Raw genomic sequence first — 17669 nt, 5'->3', positions numbered from 1 at the left:
TGAACGCGTGAAGCACCGAAGCCGGGCGGTCCTGCCCGGCCGCGCTGCCGCAAGGCGCCGAATTACCAGAACCCGCGAATGCCCGCGATGCCGTACGCGCCGTGACGGCGTGCGTCGTCGAGATGCGCGCGCGTCATGCCGCCGAGCGCGAACACGGGCATCGCGGCCTGTGCGGCCAGCGTGCCGAATTGCGCCCAGCCGAGCGTCGGCGCACCGGGGTGGCTGAGCGTCGGCAGCACCGGCGACAGCGTGACGAAATCCGCGCCCGCGTGCGCGGCCAGCAGCAGGTCGTCGTGCGAGTGGCACGCGGCGGACACCCGGCGCCCGGCCGGCAGCGGCCGTTGCGCGACGGCGCGCAATGCGGTGCCGTCGAGATGCCAGCCGGCGCCGTCGAGCCGCATCACGCCGGCTGCATCGATCGGGCCGTTCAGCATCAGATACGCGCCGGCTGCGTCGCAGCGCGCGAGCGCCGCGGCGGCCAGCGACGCGAACGCGGCCGCGTCGAGCGATTTCACGCGCAGTTGCACGAGCGTTTCGCCGCGCGCGAGCACGGCCGACAGCCGGTCGAGAAACGCGGCCCGATCGGCCGCCGACGCGGACGCCGGTTCCGGCGTGATCACGCAGCAGCGCGGCAGCGGCGCGTTCATCGCGCGACGCGACGCGCGGCCGTCATTCGTCGGCCTCTTTCGCGACCCTCGGGTAGACGCGCACGAGCACGATACGCGGCCCGTTCATCTTCTTCACGACGACGTCGAAGCGATCGAACACCACGCGCTGCCCTTCGGTCGGCAGGTCGCTGAGCGCCTGGATCACGAGGCCGCCGACCGATTCCGCGCGGCCTTCGTCGATGTCGATGCCGAGCGCCTGTTCGAGCGACACGACGGGCAGGCTGCCCTTGCCCATCAGCGTGCCGTCGTCGAGGCGGCTCCAGTCGGCATCGCCCTGGCGGAACTCGTCGTGGATCTGGCCGACCAGCGCGCCGAGCAGGTTGTCGAGCGTCAGGAAGCCGATCGGCTTCTCGCCCTTGTTGCCGACCAGCGCGAAGTGCGGGGCGCCCTTGCGGAAGCGGCGGAACAGCTCGAGCGCCGGCGTGTCGGGCTTCACGTACTGGACCGGGCGCACGTAGTCGGACAGGTCCTCGAGCGCGGCGCCCGCGTGACGCGCGAGCAACAGGTCCTTCAGGTGGATCAGCCCGCTCACCTGTTCGCGCGACGCATCCTCGAACAGCGGATAGCGGCTGAAGCGGTGCCGCGCGACGATCTCCATGTTGTCGGGCAGCGGCAGGTCGCGCCGCAGGCCGATCATTTCATGGGCCGGCCGCATCAGGTCCGACACGGTCATCGACGAAAAATCGAGCGAGTGCGCGAGCGTGTTCCACTCGTCGTTGGTGTACGTGCCGCGCGCCGGCTGGGCCGCATTGCCGGCCGCGCTGCGGCGGCTGCGCAGGATCAGCTTCAGCTCGTCGGTCGAATAGTGCGCGTCGCCGCCGTGGTCGGCCGACAGCCCCGCGAGCCGCAGGACCGCGTTGGCGCTGGTATTGAGCACCCAGATCGCCGGATACATCGCCCAGTAGAATGCGTAGAGCGGCAGCGCGACCCACAGGCCGACCTTCTCCGGCTGACGGATCGCCATCGATTTCGGCGCGAGTTCGCCGACGACGATGTGCAGGAACGAGATCAGCGAGAACGCGAACACGAGCGAGATCAGGTGCACGACGCGTTCGGAGTGGACGCCGATCACGTCGAGCAGCGGGCCGATCAGTTGCGCGAACGCCGGTTCGCCGACCCAGCCGAGGCCGAGCGACGCGAGCGTGATGCCGAGCTGGCACGCGGAAAGATACGCGTCGAGCCGGCCATGCACGATGCTGAGGATACGCCCGCGCAGGCCGTGCTTGCGGGCGAGGGTCTTGACGCGCGTCGCGCGGAGTTTGACGAGGCCGAATTCGGCCGCAACGAAGAACCCGTTCAGGGCCACCAGGAACAACGCGCCGATGAGCGCGAAGATCTGTAACAAAGAATCGCTCCGGTTATGACAGGCCCATCAGTATAGAGCCTGAAAGGAATTTGTAATGTGTTGGTCGCCGCGTGCTTACACCGGCGCCTCGCAGGGAATCGAGAACGTGAGGGTAGTGGCGGCGCCGTCGGCGAACATGTCGTGCGCGAACGTGCCGCCGTGCGCGAGTGCGACGCGCTGGCACAGCGCGAGCGTCCACGCGCTGCGTTTCGCGTCGCGCTCGCGCAGCATTTCGCGCCGGGCGAACGATTCGAGCGCGTGCGGCTGCGCGGGATCGACGAGCACGCCGGCGTCCACGGTGCAGGTGGCGCGCGCGGTGAACTGCGCGCCGTCGCGCGTGCATGCGAACGCGACGCGGCTGCCCGCGGCGCTGGCCTCGACGGCCGTCGTGAGCATGGTCCAGAGCGCCTGCGCGACGCGTTCGCGGTCGACGGTGAGCGACGGCTCGCCGTCCGGCAGCGTCGTGTCGAGCGCGACCTGCCGTGCGTCGGCGAGCGCGAACCGCACGAGCGCGATCGTCTCGTCGAGCAGCGCGCGCAGCGCGAACGGCCGCGGCGCGAGCGCGAGCGTGCGCGTTTCCGCGCGCGGCGCGTCGAGCACGTCGTCGATCAGCGCGACCTGCTGGTCGATGCCCGTGCGGATGCCCGCGAGCGCGCGTTGCAGGTTCGGATCGGCATTGGCGAGCTGGCGCTCGAGCACGTAGGCCCAGCTGTGCATCGCATTCAGCGGGCTGCGCAGGTCGTGCGACGCGGTGGAGAGCGCCTGGTCGCGCAGGAACAGCGCCGCCTGGGCGGCGTAGTGCGCTGCGCGTTCGCGCAGCAGGTCGGCGGCGGGATCGACGGAAGTGGACGTCACGGAGCAGGCCTGTCGGAAGCGGTTGGCGTGGAAGTCACGCGAATCGCCATTATAGGGACGGTGGGCGTCACGCCGGCAGCGCGTCCTCGTCCTTTTTCCGTGCGTCGCCGTTCGGCAGCAACTGGCACGCGAGCAGGCCGGCCAGCATCAGCGCGCAGCCGACGAGCGCGCGCAGCGTCAGCGTTTCGCCGAGCGCGGCCCAGCCGGCGATCGCCGCGAACACGCCTTCCATGCTGAAGATCACGGCCGCGTGTGCGGGCGCCGCGTCGCGTTGCGCGACGACCTGCAGCGTATAGCCGACGCCGACCGACAGCAGCCCGCCGTACAGCAGCGTCGGCAGCGCGCCGCGCAGCATCGCGACGCTGACCGGTTCGACCGCCAGGCCGACCGCGAGACACGCCATGCCGCACACGACGAACTGCAGGAACGCGAGCACGAGCGGATCGTGGCGTTTCGCGAGATGGCCGACCGCCATCACGTGCCCTGCGATGATGACGGCGCCCGCGAGCTGGAACCAGTCGCCGTAGAGCACCGAGAAGTGCTCGTCGATGCTGAGGAAATACAGGCCGATCGCGGCCAGCAACGCGCCGAACCACGTGCCCGCGCCGATCCGGTGGCGCGCGAACACGCCCATCAGCGGCACGATCACGACATACAGCGAACTGATGAAGCCGGCGTTGGCGATCCGCGTGTATTGCAGGCCGAACTGCTGCAGCGAGATCGACACGGCGAGCAGCGCGCCGAGCGCGAGGCCCGGCAGCAGCAGGGCCGGTTCGCGCCGGATTGCCGCGAGCTGCGCGCGCGACGCCGTATTCACCATCAGCAGCGGCACCAGCGCGAGCGCGCCGAGCAGGAAGCGCAGCCCGGTGAACAGAAACGGCCCGATCACGTCGAGGCTCAGGCGTTGCGCGACGAAAGCGGAGCCCCAGATCGCGGCGGCGGCGAGCATCAGCAGATTGGCGCGGAGGTGCTTGCGGGCGTCGGGCTTCATCAGTTGCTCCGAGAAACCCCGTCCTTCAGGACGGGGAGGAAAGGCGTGCTGTTGACAGACAGCTTCTTCCACGGGTTAGGATCACCTGCATGATCCTTGTCTACCGCTACCGGGTGAAATCGCTCAACGGACTGCTTAACAAGCAGAGCCGCGCGGTGAACTACGTCTGGAACTTCTGCAATGACACGCAGAAGCACGCGCTCAAGTGGGGCAAGAAGTGGCCTACAGGATTCGACCTGAACGTGCTGACGACGGGGAGCAGCAAGGAACTCGACATCCACTCCGGCACGATCAACGCGACGTGCGAGCAATATGCGAAGTCGCGCAGTCAGCACCGTCGGCCCTACCTGCGCTATCGCGGCAGGAAATCGCTCGGCTGGGTGCCGCTGAAGGGACGTGACCTGAAGCGCGAGGGCGACGCGTTCCGTTTCGCCGGCAACACCTTTCGCGTGTTTAACAGCCGACCGCTTCCCGAAGGCAAGATCAAGGACGGGACCAACTTCGCGCGGGATGCGCGCGGCAACTGGTTCCTGAATATCGTGATCGAGATGCCCGATGTGCAGGCCCGCCCGATCCGCTCCGGTGTCGGCATCGATCTCGGCCTGAAAGACTTCGCCACACTTTCGACCGGCGAGAAACTGCCCAATGACCAGTTCGGTCGACGAGCGGCGGAAAAGCTGGCGAAAGCGCAGCGAGCACGAAAGCACAAGCGACATATCGCGAAGCTGCACGCCAAGGTCGCGAATGCGCGTGCCGATTTCCAACACAAGCTCGCGCTCGATCTGGTGCGGCGCTTCGATTACATCGCGGTCGGCAACGTGTCGGCCGCAAAACTCGCCAGAACCAGGATGGCGAAGAGCGTCTACGACGCATCCTGATCGTCCTTCCGAAACAAGCTCCGCTATAAAGCGATCGCGCACGGGGCCACGTTCGAAGAAGTGGACGAAAGCGGTTCGACCCAGTCCTGTTCGGCGTGCGGATCGAAAGACAGCACGACGCGGCCGAAAGGTATCGCGGGACTGAGAATGAGAGAGTGGGCCTGCGATGGCTGTGGTGTCGTGCATGATCGTGATATCAACGCTGCGCTGAACATTCTCCGATGCGGACGTGCATCGCCAGGTGTGGGGATCCTTTCCCTTTAGGGAGAGGAGGACGTCAACGGAATTCGTCTGGAGATTGTGGCGGCGCCCGCTAGTTTACGCCGAGATGGCAAGACTGTCGGCGAACCTGCGCAGCGCGGCGGCGGCGCGGGCGTCGCGGACGCGCGAATACAGCACGACCTGCGACTGCGGGAGCGGCGGCAGCCCGAATTTCGCGCCGACGTCGACCAGCGTGCGCGGGGCGACGCGCCGCGCGAGCGGGCAGACGGCAAGCCCCGCCGCGGCGGCCGCCGTGACCGCCGCGACCCCGCCGCCCGTGAAGCGCTCGCGCCATGGCAGCCCCGCGCGGTCGAGCGCGCGCAGCGCGGCGGCCCGCACGCCGCAGGGGCCGGCCAGCACCGCGAGCGGCAGCGGCTCGCCGGCGCGCGGCGCCCAGTCGGGCGCGGCGAGCCAGGCCAGCGGCTCGGTGAACAGCGGCGTGCCGTCTTCGCGCGGCGGATCTTCGCCGGGCTCGTGCCGGACGATCACCGCGTCGAGCCGCCGTTCGTCGTATTGCGGGAGCAGGCCCGTCGATGCCCCGAGATGCATTTCCAGCGACAACCCCGGATCCTGCCGATGCAGGCTCGTGAGCACGGCCGGCAGGTCGGGCACCGCGACGTGCTCGCTGACGCCGAGCGACAGGCGAACCGTGCCGTTCGAGATCGCGCCGAGCGCATGCTCGTGCGCGTCGAGCAGCGCGCGGGCGGCCGGCAGGAAATTCTCGCCGTCGGCGGCCAGCTTGACGACGCGCGGCGTGCGCGCCAGCAGCGGCTTGCCGAGATGGGTTTCCAGCCGCTTCAGCTTCAGGCTGACGGCCGATTGCGTGGTGCCGAGCGCCTCGGCGGCGCGCGTGAAGCTGGCGAGATCGGCGACCAGCACGAACGCGCGGACGGCATCGAGATCGAGGACTTTCATTTCAAATGAAAATAAATGAAATATTTATCAATGACTGTTAATTATAGATCGACGCACCTAACCTGACGCTGTGTTTTCGTTCTTCAACGCTACTCACCGACAGGAGCAGGACCATGCCATTCACCCGTATCGCCGTACGCGAAGGCAAGCCGGCCGCCTACCGCAGGGCCCTCGTCGACGGCGTGCACCGCGCGCTGATGCAGACGTTCAACGTCCCCGAGGACGACATCTTCATGGTCGTGACCGAGCACGCGGCCGAGAACTTCGTGTTCGGCCGTCACTACTACGATATCGAGCGCAGCGACGATCTCGTGATGATCCAGATCACCGCGAACAACACGCGCACGCTCGAGCAGAAGCGGGCGCTGTACCGGACGATCGTCGAGAACCTCGCGCGGGAGCCCGGCGTACGGCAGCAGGACGTATTCATCGGTCTCGTCGAGGTGCTGAAGGAGAACTGGTCGTTCGGCAACGGCATCGCGCAATACGCCGTCTGACGTGCCGGCTTGACCTGCCGCAGGGCGACGGGGCCGGATCGACACCTGCGCGTTTTGGCGGCGTGTACTATGGAAGCTGCTTCACGAGCGACGCCGGCGCGGTCGATGCGCCGGCGATCCTTCATGTGCAGGAGCCTCCATGTCGCGTGTGCTGGAAATCGTGTTGTCGCTGTCGCTGGAAGGGTGGCCGGTCAAGGGCGCAAGCCGCGCCCGGGGCGCGCAGCGCGACTTCGGCGCCGAACTCGTGCGTGCGTGGCGGATCTGCCCGCAGGTCCGGATGCGGCGCGGCCACGAGCGCGTGACGATCGAGCCCTGCCAGATCGAGGAGGCCGAGCGGAGCCCCGGCGCGAACTGGTGGACCTGGGTCGAATCGAACGCGCATGGCACGCGGGTCGTCGCATCGCGCACCGGGACGTTCGCCCCTGGCATCACGCAGCGCGAACTGTTCGACGCGGAGCACGCGGGTATCGTCGTCGCGACGCCGCGGCCGGTGCTCGCGACCGCTGCAGCGAACGCAGCCGATGCCGATGCGCCGGCTGCCGACGTGAACGGCGTCGCGCCGAACGCCGCCGCGTACGCCGCCGATGCGCAGCCTGAAGCGTCGGCGCTGCGCCTCGTCAGCGAACGGCGGCGCGGGCGCTGGGCCGACGACAGCGGCGTCGTGGTCGAAATGACGCTCGACGACATCACGCTGCACGGCGGCGGCGAGCCGCCGCGCCGCTACGTCGAGCTGCGCCTGGCCGCGCCCGACTGGGAGACCGTGGCCGCGCGCACGGCCGCGTTGCACGCGTTGTTTGCCGCGGCGCGCGAACTGAGCGGCGCGTGGCCCGCCTTCGTGCAACTGACGAGCGTGATCGACCGCGCCTGTGCGGGCGGGCCGGTAGCTGCCGCGCTGGTCAAGGCGCAGTCCGTCGACCTGACCGGCATCCGTACCCAGCGCGCCGCGCTGTTCGCACTGGCCGGCGACATCACCGCGCAGTGGCTCGGCAACGAATGCGGCGTGCTCGATCGCGACGATCCCGAATTCGTGCACCAGATGCGCGTCGCGCTGCGCCGCCTGCGTACGCTGATGCGCTTCTTCCCGCGCTTCACCGACCGTCAATGGAAGGACACGCTCGGCGTCGACCTGCGCTGGCTCGCCGCGCTGCTCGGTACGGTGCGCGACTGGGACGTGTTCGCGACCGAGAGTCTGCCCGCGCTGATCGAGGCCGACGGCGGCGGCGGCGACTGGGACGGCACGCTCGACGCCGCCCGCGCGCAGTCGACGGCCGCGCGCGTCGAGTTGCGGCAGGCGCTGCATTCGGCTCGCTATGCGCGGCTCACGCTCGGCTGGCTCGAATGGCTGAGCGCGCTCGCACTGCCGGCGGCCGACGGCGACGCCGCGCCGTCGCTGCGGCGTCACGCGACCAAGCGTGTGCGGCGGCTGTTCGGCCATCTCTACGGATCGCCGTCGCTCACGTCGCTCGACACCGCGGCACGCCATCAGGTGCGGATCGACGCGAAGCGGCTGCGCTACGCCCTCGAATTCTTCGCGTCGCTGGCGTCGCGCCGCACGCGCAACGAGACGATCAAGACGCTGGCGCGCGTGCAGAGCGTGCTCGGCGAGGCGAACGACGCGATGGTCGCGCTGCATCATCTCGAGCAACTGGCGGCGCCGCCGTACCAGCTCGGTTTCGTGCGCGGCTACGGCGCCGCGCTCGAACAGCGGGCGGCGCGCGACGCCGAGACGCTACTGGCCAGCCTGCGGGCGCCGAAGCTCGGCGGCAAGCCGGGCTGAGCGCCGCGCGCCGCCCCTATAATGGCCGCCCGTTTCCCGCACGCATGCCGATGATGACCGACGCACCGCATTCTTCCTCGTCCGCCGAACCGCTCGAACTGGGCGGCGAGCTGTGGCTGCGCGCCGGCGAACAGACGCTCGGCGGCGCGACGCGCATCGCGCTGCTCGCAGCGATTGGCGACACCGGTTCGATCACGCGCGCGGCGAAGGCCGTCGGCCTCAGCTACAAGGCCGCGTGGGACGCGGTCGACACGATGAACAATCTCGCCGGCGAACCGCTCGTCGCGCGTTCGACCGGCGGCAAGGGTGGCGGCGGCACGACGCTGACGCCGCGCGCGACGTCGCTGATCGCCGCATTCCGCACGATCGAGCGCGAGCATCGCCGCTTCATCGAGGCCGCGAGCGCGGCCGTTGCCGGCTTCGACGTCGACTGGGCGCTGATCGGCCGGATCGGGATGAAGACGAGCGCGCGCAACCAGTTGTTCGGCAAGGTCGCGACGATCGTGCGCGGCACCGTCAACGACGAGGTGACGCTTGCGCTGCCTGGCGGGCAATCCGTCGTCGCCGTGCTGACGCACGAAAGCGCCGAGGTGCTCGGGCTGCGGGAAGGCGCGAGCGCGTGCGCGCTGGTGAAGGCGTCGTGGGTCGTGCTCGCGGTCGACGATGGCGGGCCCGCCCTGAAGGTGTCGGCGCGGAACCAGCTGTGCGGCAGCGTCGAAGCCGTCGCGGCGGGTGCGCTGAACAGCGAGGTGACGCTGGCGCTCGACGGCGGCGGGACGCTGACAGCCGTCGTGACCAACGACAGCGTCGACGCGTTGCAGCTCGATGCCGGCCGGCGGGCGATCGCGCTGTTCAAGGCGTCGAGCGTGATTCTGGCGGTGACGGGCTGACCCGGCGCGCAGCGCGGCTCGCCGCGGGGCGGGGCGAAGCCGGTGCCGCACCCGTCTGCATCGCACCGGCTTCGTTTCCGCTTTCAGCATGTGCCGCAACGCGGCGTCTCTCAGGCTTCAACGTGGCGGCCAGCGCCACGGTCACGACCACGGCCTCGCGCGTTCAGGTGACGCGCGTCGGCCACTCGGCGTGCGGCGCGCTCGCCCGCACGCGTCCTTCGCTCAACTGCACGACCTGATCGCCGAAGGCGGCGACGTCGTCGGGATCGTGCGAGATCAGCACCATCGGGATGTCGAGCCGCGCCTGCAATTCGGCGAGCTCATGACGCATGCGCTGGCGCATCGCGCCGTCGAGCGCTGCGAACGGTTCGTCGAGCAGCAGGATGCGCGGCTGCGCGACCAGCGCGCGCGCCAGCGCCACGCGCTGCTTCTGCCCGCCCGACAACTGCGACGGATATTGCCCCGCGAGCGATTCGAGGTCGAACGCGCGCAGCCAGTACGCGACCTCCGGCGGCGCCGTCTTCGCGCGCGGGTTGCGCAGCCCGGACGTGAGCCCGAACGCGATGTTCTGCCGCACGTTCAGATGCGGAAACAGCGCGTAGTCCTGGAACAGGTACGCGACACGGCGTTCGCGGGTCGGCACGTCGATGCGGCGCGCGGCGTCGAACAGCGGCTCGCCGTTCAGCGCGATCGTGCCTTCGTCGGGCGTCAGCAGTCCGGCGATCGCCTGCAGCGTCATGCTCTTGCCCGCGCCCGACGGTCCGAACAGCACGACGCGCTGCGTCGTCGCCGTGAACGACATGTCGAGCGTGAAGCGGCGCTCGGCGTTCGCATAGGTCTTGCGGATATCGACGACGATGCTCATTCGACCCTCCGCCGAAGCAGGCCGGCCGCCTGGCGACGCCGGCGATACGGACGGGACGGGCGCTTCATGTCAGCTGGCTCCGCCGGGCGCGCGACGGCACGAGCCAGCCGGTCGCGAGCAGCACGAGCACGCAGGTGATCGACGTCACCAGCACGAGGAAGTTGGCCGTGCCGTCGTCGCCGGCCTGCACGGCCGCGTAGATCGCGACCGACAGCGTCTGCGTGCGGCCGGGCAGGTTGCCGGCGATCATGAGCGTCGCGCCGAATTCGCCGAGCGCGCGCGCGAACGCGAGCAGCGCCCCCGCGAGGATCCCGCGCGCGGCGAGCGGCAGCGTCACGCGGAAAAACACCGCGACTTCGCCGAGCCCGAGCGTGCGCGCGGCGCGCTCCAGATGCGGATCGACGCCCTCGAACGCCGCGCGCGCCGATTTCAGGATCAGCGGAAACGCGACGACCATCGACGCGATCACCGCACCCTGCCACGTGAACACCAGCTCGATGCCGAGCTTGTCGAGCCATGCGCCGAATACGCCGCGCCGGCCGAGCAGCACGAGCAGGTAATAGCCGAGCACCGTCGGCGGCAGCACGAGCGGCAGCGTCAGCACGGAATCGACGACGTCGCGCAGCGGCGAGCGCCACCGCGCGAGCACGAACGCGGCCGCGACGCCGAGCACGATGTCGAGCGCGGTCGCCCAGCCGGCAACCTTCAGCGACAGCAGCAGCGGGACCCAGGCGTCTTGCATCGCGATACGCTCACTTGGCGGGCTTGAAGCCGAACGTCGACAGCACGGCCTGGCCCTGCGGCGACGCGACGAAATCGATGAACGACTGCGCCTGCGCGGCGTGGCGGCTGTCCTTGACCACGGCGATCGGGTAGGTGATGGCCGTCTGGGTCGGCACCGTCAGCGCGACTTTCACGCGGCCCGGCATGATCGCGGCGTCGGTGCCGAACACGAAGCCCGCGTCGACCTCGCCGCGCGCGACGTAGTCGAGGCTCTGGCGCACGTTGGCCGCCAGCACGCCCTTCGCGCTGACGGCGTCCCACACACCGGCCGCGCGCAGCGCGCCCTCGGTGTAGCGGCCGACCGGCACCGAGGCCGGGTCGCCGTACGCGATGCGCTTCACGCCGGGCGCGGTCAGGTCGTTCAGCGACGTCGGCGCGGCCGCGTGGCTGTCCGCCGGCACGATCAGCACGAGCGAGTTCGCGGCGAAATCTCGGCGCGTGCCGGGCACGATCACCTTCTCGCTCACCGCGCGATCCATCGCCTTCTGGTCGGCCGACGCGAACACGTCGGCCGGCGCGCCCTTGGCGATCTGCTGCATCAGCACGTCCGATGCGCCGAAGTTGAACAGCACCTTGGTGTCGGGATGCTGCTTCTCGTACGCGTCGCCGACCGCCTTGAACGCATTCGTCAGGCTGGCGGCCGCCGACACGACCAGTTCGTCGGCGGCGGAAGCAGGCGCGCTGAACGCGACCCCGGCGGCAAGCGTGGCGATCGGCAGCAGGCGAAGCAGGGCGCGGCGAAGCGGACGGACGGATGAGCGCATGGCGAATTCGTTTTGAATGGGTGGAAACCGTAATCGTAATATAGGGTGGGTTATAACGCTCGACATACTGCTCATGCGACGGTGCGCATGAAATGGTCAGACGTAAAAAGGGGTAACCGTCACGCGTGAAGCGTATGCGGTGCCGATTCGGTGCGCTGCAGCGATGACGGCTGCGAGGCGGGGTGGTAGTTCGGGTTGGCCTTCCAGCGCGCGCGGACGAACGGGCGCTCGTGGCCCGACAGTTGCAGCGCGACCTGGGTGACCCAACGGTGCGACGGCACCGTGAGGCCGTGCAGCGCCACGGTGACGAGGGCGAGGCTCGCGACGACCGCCGGCACCGACCAGCGGTGCGGCGTCGCGCGCCACGAGCCGGCGATGAACGCGAGGGCGGCGATCGCGCCGACGATGCAGCCGGTGACCGATTCGGACGGCGAATGCGCGTCGAGCGCGACCCGCGACACGCCGACCGCGACGCCGGCCGCGAGCCCGAGCGCGATGCCGGCGATCCGCACCGGCGTGCGCGTGCGGATCAGCGCGAGGAAAATCGCGACCGGATACACCGACGTCGACAGCATCGCATGCCCGCTGAACCCGGTGAAATCCCACGCGCGGATGCCGATGCCCCAGCCGAGGAATGCGATCTTCGTGAGCGCCACCACGCCGATCGCGGCCGCGAGCACGCCGAGCCACGCGGCCGCGCGCTGCCACGAGTAGCCGAGCGCGAGCCAGACGGCGATCGTGATCGCGAGCGGCAAGGTCAGGCCGGCGCCGCCGAACGCGGTGATCATGATCCACAGGTGAGCGGGCAAGTCGAACATCGGGAAGGGGCGAACGAAGGCGGGGAGAATGCTTAAATCAACGCGCGAGCCGGGAAGAACGACTACAACGGATACAAGCGACCAAGCCCCAGTATAGCGCCGCGTCCGCATGAGGCCCGTTTTTGCATCGCCGCCGGGAACGATCGGCGTGCAGGAAAAATCCTGGAAACAATGTTATGGTGCATTGCACAAAGTCGAACGATGCATCCGTTACGGCGCTCTGATAGCGCCCCTATTTTTTCCTGACTGCGAGCCCGATCGATGACCAAAAGTCTGACCAAGGTGTGGCTGGGCGGCGTGAAACGCATGCTGTCTCCGGCCGCCAAGCGAGCGGCGCGCGATGCGCAGCGCATCACCCGCGACGCACTCGAGGCTGCGGCCTCGCCAGCCGTGTCCGATCCGTCCCCGCCACGCGAATCGCGCGTACGGCCGCGCGCGGCCGCATGGGCGGCGGGCGAGTGGACGCGCGGCGAACATCCGATGGCGCCCGCGCTCGGCCGCCTCGTCCAGAATCTCGCGTATGGGCTTTACGTGCCGCCCGGCCGCCGGCGTGGCGCGATGCCGCTCGTCGTGATGCTGCACGGCTGCCAGCAGTCCGTCGACGAATTCGCGCAGGGCACGCGGATGAACCTGCTGGCCGACAAGCACGGCTTCGCGGTGCTGTATCCCGAGCAGTCGTTGCGCGCGCACGCGCATGGTTGCTGGCACTGGTACGAGGACACCGATCGTGCGGGGCGGGGCGAGGCGGACGCGGTGGCGTCACTGGTCGACGCGCTGGTCGATGAGCACGGCTTCGACGCATCGCGCGTCTACGTCGCGGGCCTGTCGGCCGGCGCGGGCCTCGCATCGCTTCTTGCGCTGCACCATCCGGAGCGCTTCGCGGCGGTCGCGTTGCACTCCGGCCCCGCGCTCGGCGAGGCGAATTCCGGCATCGCCGCGATGGACGTGATGCGGCGCGGCCTGCGGGAGAATCCGGCCGCGGCGGTCGATGCGCTGGTCGAAGCCGGCGCGTATCCGGGCATGCCCGCGCTGATCGTCCAGGGCGACGGCGATCGGGTCGTCGCGCCGAAGAATGCCGATCAACTGACCGTGCAGTTCATGCGCCTGAACGGCCTCGCCGACAGCCGGGGCGCGTTGCGCGGCGGCGAGCGGGTCGAGACGCGCGAAACCGGCGCCCAGATTACCGACGTGTGCCGCGACGGCGAGCCGGTAGTGCGGCTTTGCCACGTGAAAGGGCTCGATCACGCGTGGGCCGGCGGCGACGAAGCCGTGCCGTTTCACGCGGCAGTCGGCCCCGACGCAAGTGCGATGATCTGGGCCTTTTTTGCCGCCAATCAGCGCACTGTGGCGGCCGAACGACGCATCGTTTGATTGACGCTGGCCAAAGACTAGGGTTTTCCCTATAATTCGGGAAAACCCTAGTCATAGAACCTTTGCGAGATCGAACATGTACCTGCTGAGCCACCTCTTCCTGATGCTGACCAAGAATGCTGAAAAGGCCGCGAAAGAGCGCGCCGACGCGTACCTGGCCGAAGCCACCGATATTTACGACCTCGAATTCCGCATGCGCAAGATCGATCGCGACGCGGCGCTGAACCGCCCGTATTCGATCGGCGCACGCTAAGCGGCGCACGCGGGCCTGCCGGCCCGCCATTTCGACGATTCGCGCAAAAAAGGGCGCGTGCGGCACCATGCCGCACGCGCCTTTTTTGCATTTTGCCGAATCTGCGTCGCGTCAGACGACCGTCAGGCGCACCGGTACGTTGTTGCGCGTGGCGTTCGAATACGGGCACACGTGGTGCGCCTTGTCGACCAGCGCCTGCGCGTCGGCCTTGTCGAACCCCGGCAGCGACACGCGCAGCTCGATGTCGAGCCCGAAGCCGCCGGCATCGTTCGGGCCGATGCCCACTTCCGCCATGACTTGCGTATCGGCCGACAGCGTCTGCTTGTTCTGGCCCGCGACGAATTTCATCGCACTCAGGAAACAGGCCGAGTAACCTGCGGCAAACAGTTGCTCCGGATTCGTGCCTTCCGCACCCGTGCCGCCGAGTTCGCGGGGCGCGGCCAGCTTCACTTCCAGCTTGTGGTCGGCGGATACCGCGCGGCCGTCGCGGCCGCCCGTGCTCGTGGCGCTGGTCTTGTACAGAATGTTCATCGTGCAGCTCCTGTCGGGAAGAGAGGAAAAAGCGGGCCGGTAAGACGGGGTGTCGTCGGCCACGAGGAAAATATAGAACACAAATCATTAGTGTGCAAATGAAATTTGCAAGAAAAACCCGGCGGCGCCGGGCGAGTCGGTCGGCGCTTGCGCGTCAGCGGTCGTTGGCCACCGACAGCGCGTCGCGCAACTGCTGCAGATCGGCGCGCAGCCTGATCAGGAATTCGGGCGTTTGCTGCATCGCGCAAAAGAGGTCGGCGGGCACCGAGCGCGCGCGATCCTTCAGCGCACGGCCTTCCGGCGTCACGCGCACGTTGACGACGCGCTCGTCAGTCGCGCTGCGCACGCGCTCCACGTAACCGAGCGCTTCCAGCCGCTTGAGCAGCGGCGTGACCGTGGCCGGATCGAGGTCGAGCCGCGCGGCGACGTCCTTCACGGCCATGTCGTCGCGTTCCCACAGCACGAGCATCGCGAGATATTGGGGGTAGGTCAGCGACAGCTTGTCGAGCAGCGGCTTGTACGCCTTCGTCATCGCGTGCGAAGTCGAGTAAAGCGCGAAGCACAGTTGCTCGTCGAGCGTCTGGGGCAGCGGAGGCAGGCGATCCATGATTCGGGGAAGCGCGATGGTTGCGCGAACGATTTGTACGCAAATTATTTTGCGCGCAAAAGATCGCGTTGAACAGGGGCGACCCGAGACGACCGGAGGCGGTCGATACCGAAAAAAGGGGGACGACCAAACGCGCGCCGGGCGACGACCCGACGCGAGAAACGGCATGACGGCCGGCGACACGCGCCGGCCGGAAGAAGAGTCAGCGGCCCGACATCGTCGTGGTCGCGCCCGGTTCCTGTACGCCGAAGCAGCCGCGATAGGTCGCGTAGAACGAGCAGTACAGCATCGTGACGATGATGATCGTCACCGGCATCATGATCGTCAGCGCATACGCACCGGCGCCGAGCGCCTGCAGCAGCAGCGACAGCGCGAGCGACGTGCCGAGCGCGACGCTGAACCACAGCACGCCGTACACGATGAACGCGCCGCGATTGCGCCAGCAACTGACCACGCTGAAGAACAGCGCCTTCGCGGGCGGGACGTCATGCCACGCGACCAGCACCGGCGCGAACCAGAACAGCATCGCGACCGGCAGATAGAGCAGCGTCGCGAAGAACAGCGCGCCGAGCGTGCCTTGGGCAGCCAGCGTCTCGGGCGTCGTGTTTGCCTCGTCGGCCGCGCCCATCATCACGTGGAACAGCGCGCCGCCGTCCACGAACGACGAAGCGGCGAACACCAGCACCATCGACGCGACGTAGATCACGCCGAGCGCGAGCAGCCGCTGGGTCGCGACGGCGCCGTACGAGCGAAAGCCGTCGACTAGGATCGTCGGCATCACCGTCTTGCCGGCCACCGTGTCGCGGCACGCGGCCATGAAACCGACCGCGATGCCGGGAATGAACACCAGCGGCAGCGCCGCGCCGATCACGGGCACCAGCGACACCAGCGTAATGGCGAGCAGGTACGTGAAGAACAGCGTGATGAACGCGAGCGGATTCCGGCGGAACAGCCAGATGCCTTGACGGAACCAGACATAGCCCGTTTTGGCGGGCACTTCGATCAGTTGCATGCGGTTTGGATCTCGGGAAGCGCGGGCGTATGCGCGATACGCTCCCGCAGAATGCGTTCGAAATGACCGGGGTCGTGCGGCTTGAGCATCTCGGCCGCGCGCGGCAGGTAGAAGTCGTACAGGCGCGACACCCAGAAGCGGTACGCACCGGCGCGCAGCATGTCGCTCCAGTGGCGGCGCTCCTCGGCCGTGAACGGCCGGACCGTCTGGTATGCGCGCAGCAGCGCGTCGGCGCGCGCGACGTCGAGCACGCCGGTCGCGAGATCGACGCACCAGTCGTTGACGGTCACCGCCACGTCGAACAGCCACTTGTCGCAGCCCGCGAAGTAGAAGTCGAAGAAGCCGCCGAGCCGTACGTCGTGGCCGGTGCCGGGCGCCGCGTGGGCGAACAGCACGTTGTCGCGGAACAGGTCGCAATGGCACGGCCCGGCCGGCAGCGCCGCATAGTCGTCCGACGCGAAGAAGCCGGCCTGGTGCGCGAGCTCGCCTTCGAGCAGCGTACGTTGCGCGTCCGTGACGAATGGCACGATGGCCGGCACGTTCTCCTGCCACCACGGCAGGCTGCGCAGATTCGGCTGGCTGCGCGGATAGTCGCGCCCCGCGAGGTGCAGGCGCGCGAGCATCTGCCCGACCTCGATGCAGTGTTCGATCCCGGGCGCGAGTTCGGCCGCGCCGTCGAGCTTCGTGACGATCGCGGCCGGCTTGCCGTGCAGCTCGCCGAACAACGCGCCGTCGTCGCGCGGGACCGGGTCCGGCACCGGCACGCCGTGGGCGGCCAGGTGGCGCATCAGGTCGAGGTAGAACGGCAGCTGCTGCGCCGTGAGCTTTTCGAAGATCGTGAGGACGTATTCGCCGCGCGTCGTCGTCAGGAAGAAATTGCTGTTTTCGATACCGGACGGAATGCCGCGGAACGCAAGCACGTCGCCCAGTTCATAGTGGCGCATCCATTGCGCGAGATCGGAGTCGGAAACAGCGGTGAAAACGGCCATGCGGGATGCGTGAGGTCAGGGTGTCGGCACGCGGGCGGCGTGCATCGCGACAGCAGGTGAAGGGGCGGCGCGGCGCGATCGGTGCGCCGCGCCACGGAATCATCAGTAGCGCAGGTTCAGCGACGGCAGGCGCGTGATCGGGACGCCCGCGTCGTGCGGCTTCGGCGACGTGTCGGGCGTCGAGCTCATCTGGTAGCGCGTGCCGAAGTTCGACTTCACGTCGATCTCGACCGGCTTGCCGCGGTCGCGGTACTCGGTGACTTCGGTGCCGTTCTTGCTTTTTTCGTGGAAGCTCGGCGTGCGGCGGATGTCGGCGAAGTCCACTTTCGACGTGACTTCGGCGCCCGGCCGGTTGATCTTGCGGAGATCGGGCAGGCCGGCGGCTTCGTTGGCCTCGGCCCGGGCCTGCGCGTCGGCGTCAGGCGTGCCGCCGGCGGCGTGAGCGACGCTGGCGGCGGCAAACGCGACGGCAGCGGCGACGAAAATGAGCGGCTTCATGATGAGTCTCCAGTGAACCTACCGATTTTAGCAAATACTGCGCGCCGTCCGGCCCCCGCGTGCGCAGGGGCAGCCATAAAGGCGACCGGGTTCCGTGGTAA

Annotated in this window: 19 protein-coding genes and 1 pseudogene; 6 read left to right on the top strand and 14 right to left on the bottom strand. The window is 68.6% G+C overall.

All coding sequences use genetic code 11. The features are described from left to right. Window positions 1-62: 62 nt before the first annotated feature. The 4 genes from C4B30_RS26890 to C4B30_RS26875 all read right to left on the bottom strand — a co-directional run bounded on the left by C4B30_RS26890 (window position 63) and on the right by C4B30_RS26875 (window position 3859). Window positions 63-647 carry a thiamine phosphate synthase gene (locus C4B30_RS26890; protein WP_105133150.1) on the bottom strand — a complete coding sequence of 195 codons (585 nt, stop codon included), beginning with the start codon at window positions 645-647 and terminating at the stop codon, window positions 63-65. A 22-nt stretch (window positions 648-669) separates the two neighbouring features. Continuing rightward, entirely contained in the window at window positions 670-2013 is a 1344-nt protein-coding gene (locus tag C4B30_RS26885; protein ID WP_027782529.1) for a hemolysin family protein, read from the bottom strand. Window positions 2014-2088: 75 nt separating this feature from the next. Continuing rightward, window positions 2089-2868 carry a sensor histidine kinase gene (locus C4B30_RS26880; RefSeq protein ID WP_105133149.1) on the bottom strand — a complete coding sequence of 260 codons (780 nt, stop codon included), beginning with the start codon at window positions 2866-2868 and terminating at the stop codon, window positions 2089-2091. A 67-nt stretch (window positions 2869-2935) separates the two neighbouring features. Beyond that, window positions 2936-3859: a DMT family transporter gene (locus C4B30_RS26875; RefSeq protein WP_105133148.1), complete on the bottom strand. Its 924-nt coding sequence runs from the start codon at window positions 3857-3859 to the stop codon at window positions 2936-2938. 89 nt (window positions 3860-3948) lie between these two features. Between C4B30_RS26875 and C4B30_RS26870 the strand changes: the two are divergent. Beyond that, window positions 3949-5001 (top strand): annotated as a pseudogene (locus tag C4B30_RS26870) (RNA-guided endonuclease InsQ/TnpB family protein). Between the two features lie 54 nt (window positions 5002-5055). On the opposite strand, the gene C4B30_RS26865 reads toward C4B30_RS26870, so the two are convergent. Beyond that, complete coding sequence (locus C4B30_RS26865) at window positions 5056-5913, bottom strand: LysR family transcriptional regulator (RefSeq protein ID WP_105133147.1); 858 nt, start codon at window positions 5911-5913, stop codon at window positions 5056-5058. Window positions 5914-6026: 113 nt separating this feature from the next. Here C4B30_RS26865 and C4B30_RS26860 point away from each other — a divergent pair, with 113 nt between their 5' ends. The 3 genes from C4B30_RS26860 (at window position 6027) to C4B30_RS26850 (ending at window position 9077) form a co-directional block, all read left to right on the top strand. After that, the gene (locus C4B30_RS26860) at window positions 6027-6410 is read left to right on the top strand and encodes a tautomerase family protein (protein WP_105133146.1); all 384 of its coding nucleotides are present in this window, start codon (window positions 6027-6029) and stop codon (window positions 6408-6410) included. Window positions 6411-6549: 139 nt separating this feature from the next. After that, window positions 6550-8187 carry a CHAD domain-containing protein gene (locus C4B30_RS26855; protein ID WP_105133145.1) on the top strand — a complete coding sequence of 546 codons (1638 nt, stop codon included), beginning with the start codon at window positions 6550-6552 and terminating at the stop codon, window positions 8185-8187. Between the two features lie 53 nt (window positions 8188-8240). Then, window positions 8241-9077, top strand: a complete 837-nt coding sequence (locus C4B30_RS26850) for a TOBE domain-containing protein (RefSeq protein ID WP_105133166.1) — start codon at window positions 8241-8243, stop codon at window positions 9075-9077. 163 nt (window positions 9078-9240) lie between these two features. On the opposite strand, the gene C4B30_RS26845 is transcribed toward C4B30_RS26850, so the two are convergent. The 4 genes from C4B30_RS26845 to C4B30_RS26830 form a co-directional block, all read right to left on the bottom strand. Beyond that, window positions 9241-9942 carry a sulfate/molybdate ABC transporter ATP-binding protein gene (locus C4B30_RS26845; protein ID WP_105133144.1) on the bottom strand — a complete coding sequence of 234 codons (702 nt, stop codon included), beginning with the start codon at window positions 9940-9942 and terminating at the stop codon, window positions 9241-9243. A 64-nt stretch (window positions 9943-10006) separates the two neighbouring features. Further along, window positions 10007-10684: a molybdate ABC transporter permease subunit gene (modB, locus tag C4B30_RS26840; protein ID WP_027782538.1), complete on the bottom strand. Its 678-nt coding sequence runs from the start codon at window positions 10682-10684 to the stop codon at window positions 10007-10009. A gap of 10 nt (window positions 10685-10694) precedes the next feature. Then, a complete protein-coding gene (gene modA, locus C4B30_RS26835) occupies window positions 10695-11489 on the bottom strand; it encodes a molybdate ABC transporter substrate-binding protein (protein ID WP_105133143.1) in 795 nt (264 codons plus the stop codon). Window positions 11490-11608: 119 nt separating this feature from the next. Beyond that, window positions 11609-12307, bottom strand: a complete 699-nt coding sequence (locus C4B30_RS26830; protein ID WP_105133142.1) for a phosphatase PAP2 family protein — start codon at window positions 12305-12307, stop codon at window positions 11609-11611. A gap of 261 nt (window positions 12308-12568) precedes the next feature. Here C4B30_RS26830 and C4B30_RS26825 point away from each other — a divergent pair, with 261 nt between their 5' ends. Both C4B30_RS26825 and C4B30_RS26820 read left to right on the top strand, forming a co-directional pair. Then, window positions 12569-13678 carry an extracellular catalytic domain type 1 short-chain-length polyhydroxyalkanoate depolymerase gene (locus C4B30_RS26825; protein ID WP_089501418.1) on the top strand — a complete coding sequence of 370 codons (1110 nt, stop codon included), beginning with the start codon at window positions 12569-12571 and terminating at the stop codon, window positions 13676-13678. 76 nt (window positions 13679-13754) lie between these two features. Next, complete coding sequence (locus tag C4B30_RS26820; RefSeq protein ID WP_080681241.1) at window positions 13755-13931, top strand: DUF3563 family protein; 177 nt, start codon at window positions 13755-13757, stop codon at window positions 13929-13931. Between the two features lie 111 nt (window positions 13932-14042). Here the strand turns inward: C4B30_RS26820 and C4B30_RS26815 are convergent, their stop codons facing one another. The 5 genes from C4B30_RS26815 to C4B30_RS26795 form a co-directional block, all read right to left on the bottom strand. After that, window positions 14043-14462, bottom strand: a complete 420-nt coding sequence (locus C4B30_RS26815) for an organic hydroperoxide resistance protein (protein ID WP_105133141.1) — start codon at window positions 14460-14462, stop codon at window positions 14043-14045. 154 nt (window positions 14463-14616) lie between these two features. Next, window positions 14617-15069 (bottom strand): MarR family winged helix-turn-helix transcriptional regulator, encoded by a 453-nt coding sequence (locus C4B30_RS26810; RefSeq protein ID WP_027782543.1) that lies wholly within the window; start codon window positions 15067-15069, stop codon window positions 14617-14619. A 202-nt stretch (window positions 15070-15271) separates the two neighbouring features. Continuing rightward, window positions 15272-16081, bottom strand: coding sequence for a BPSS1780 family membrane protein (locus C4B30_RS26805; RefSeq protein ID WP_027782544.1), 810 nt, complete (start codon window positions 16079-16081; stop codon window positions 15272-15274). After that, window positions 16072-17070 (bottom strand): homoserine kinase, encoded by a 999-nt coding sequence (locus tag C4B30_RS26800; RefSeq protein WP_105133140.1) that lies wholly within the window; start codon window positions 17068-17070, stop codon window positions 16072-16074. Before C4B30_RS26800 ends, C4B30_RS26805 begins: the two co-directional genes overlap by 10 nt. 102 nt (window positions 17071-17172) lie before the next feature. After that, the gene (locus C4B30_RS26795) at window positions 17173-17568 is read right to left on the bottom strand and encodes a hypothetical protein (RefSeq protein ID WP_027782546.1); all 396 of its coding nucleotides are present in this window, start codon (window positions 17566-17568) and stop codon (window positions 17173-17175) included. Window positions 17569-17669 lie beyond the last annotated feature (101 nt).

Source organism: Burkholderia sp. BE12, assembly GCF_002959955.1.
GTDB lineage: Bacteria > Pseudomonadota > Gammaproteobacteria > Burkholderiales > Burkholderiaceae > Burkholderia.
This window is presented reverse-complemented; position numbering and strand designations above follow the sequence as displayed.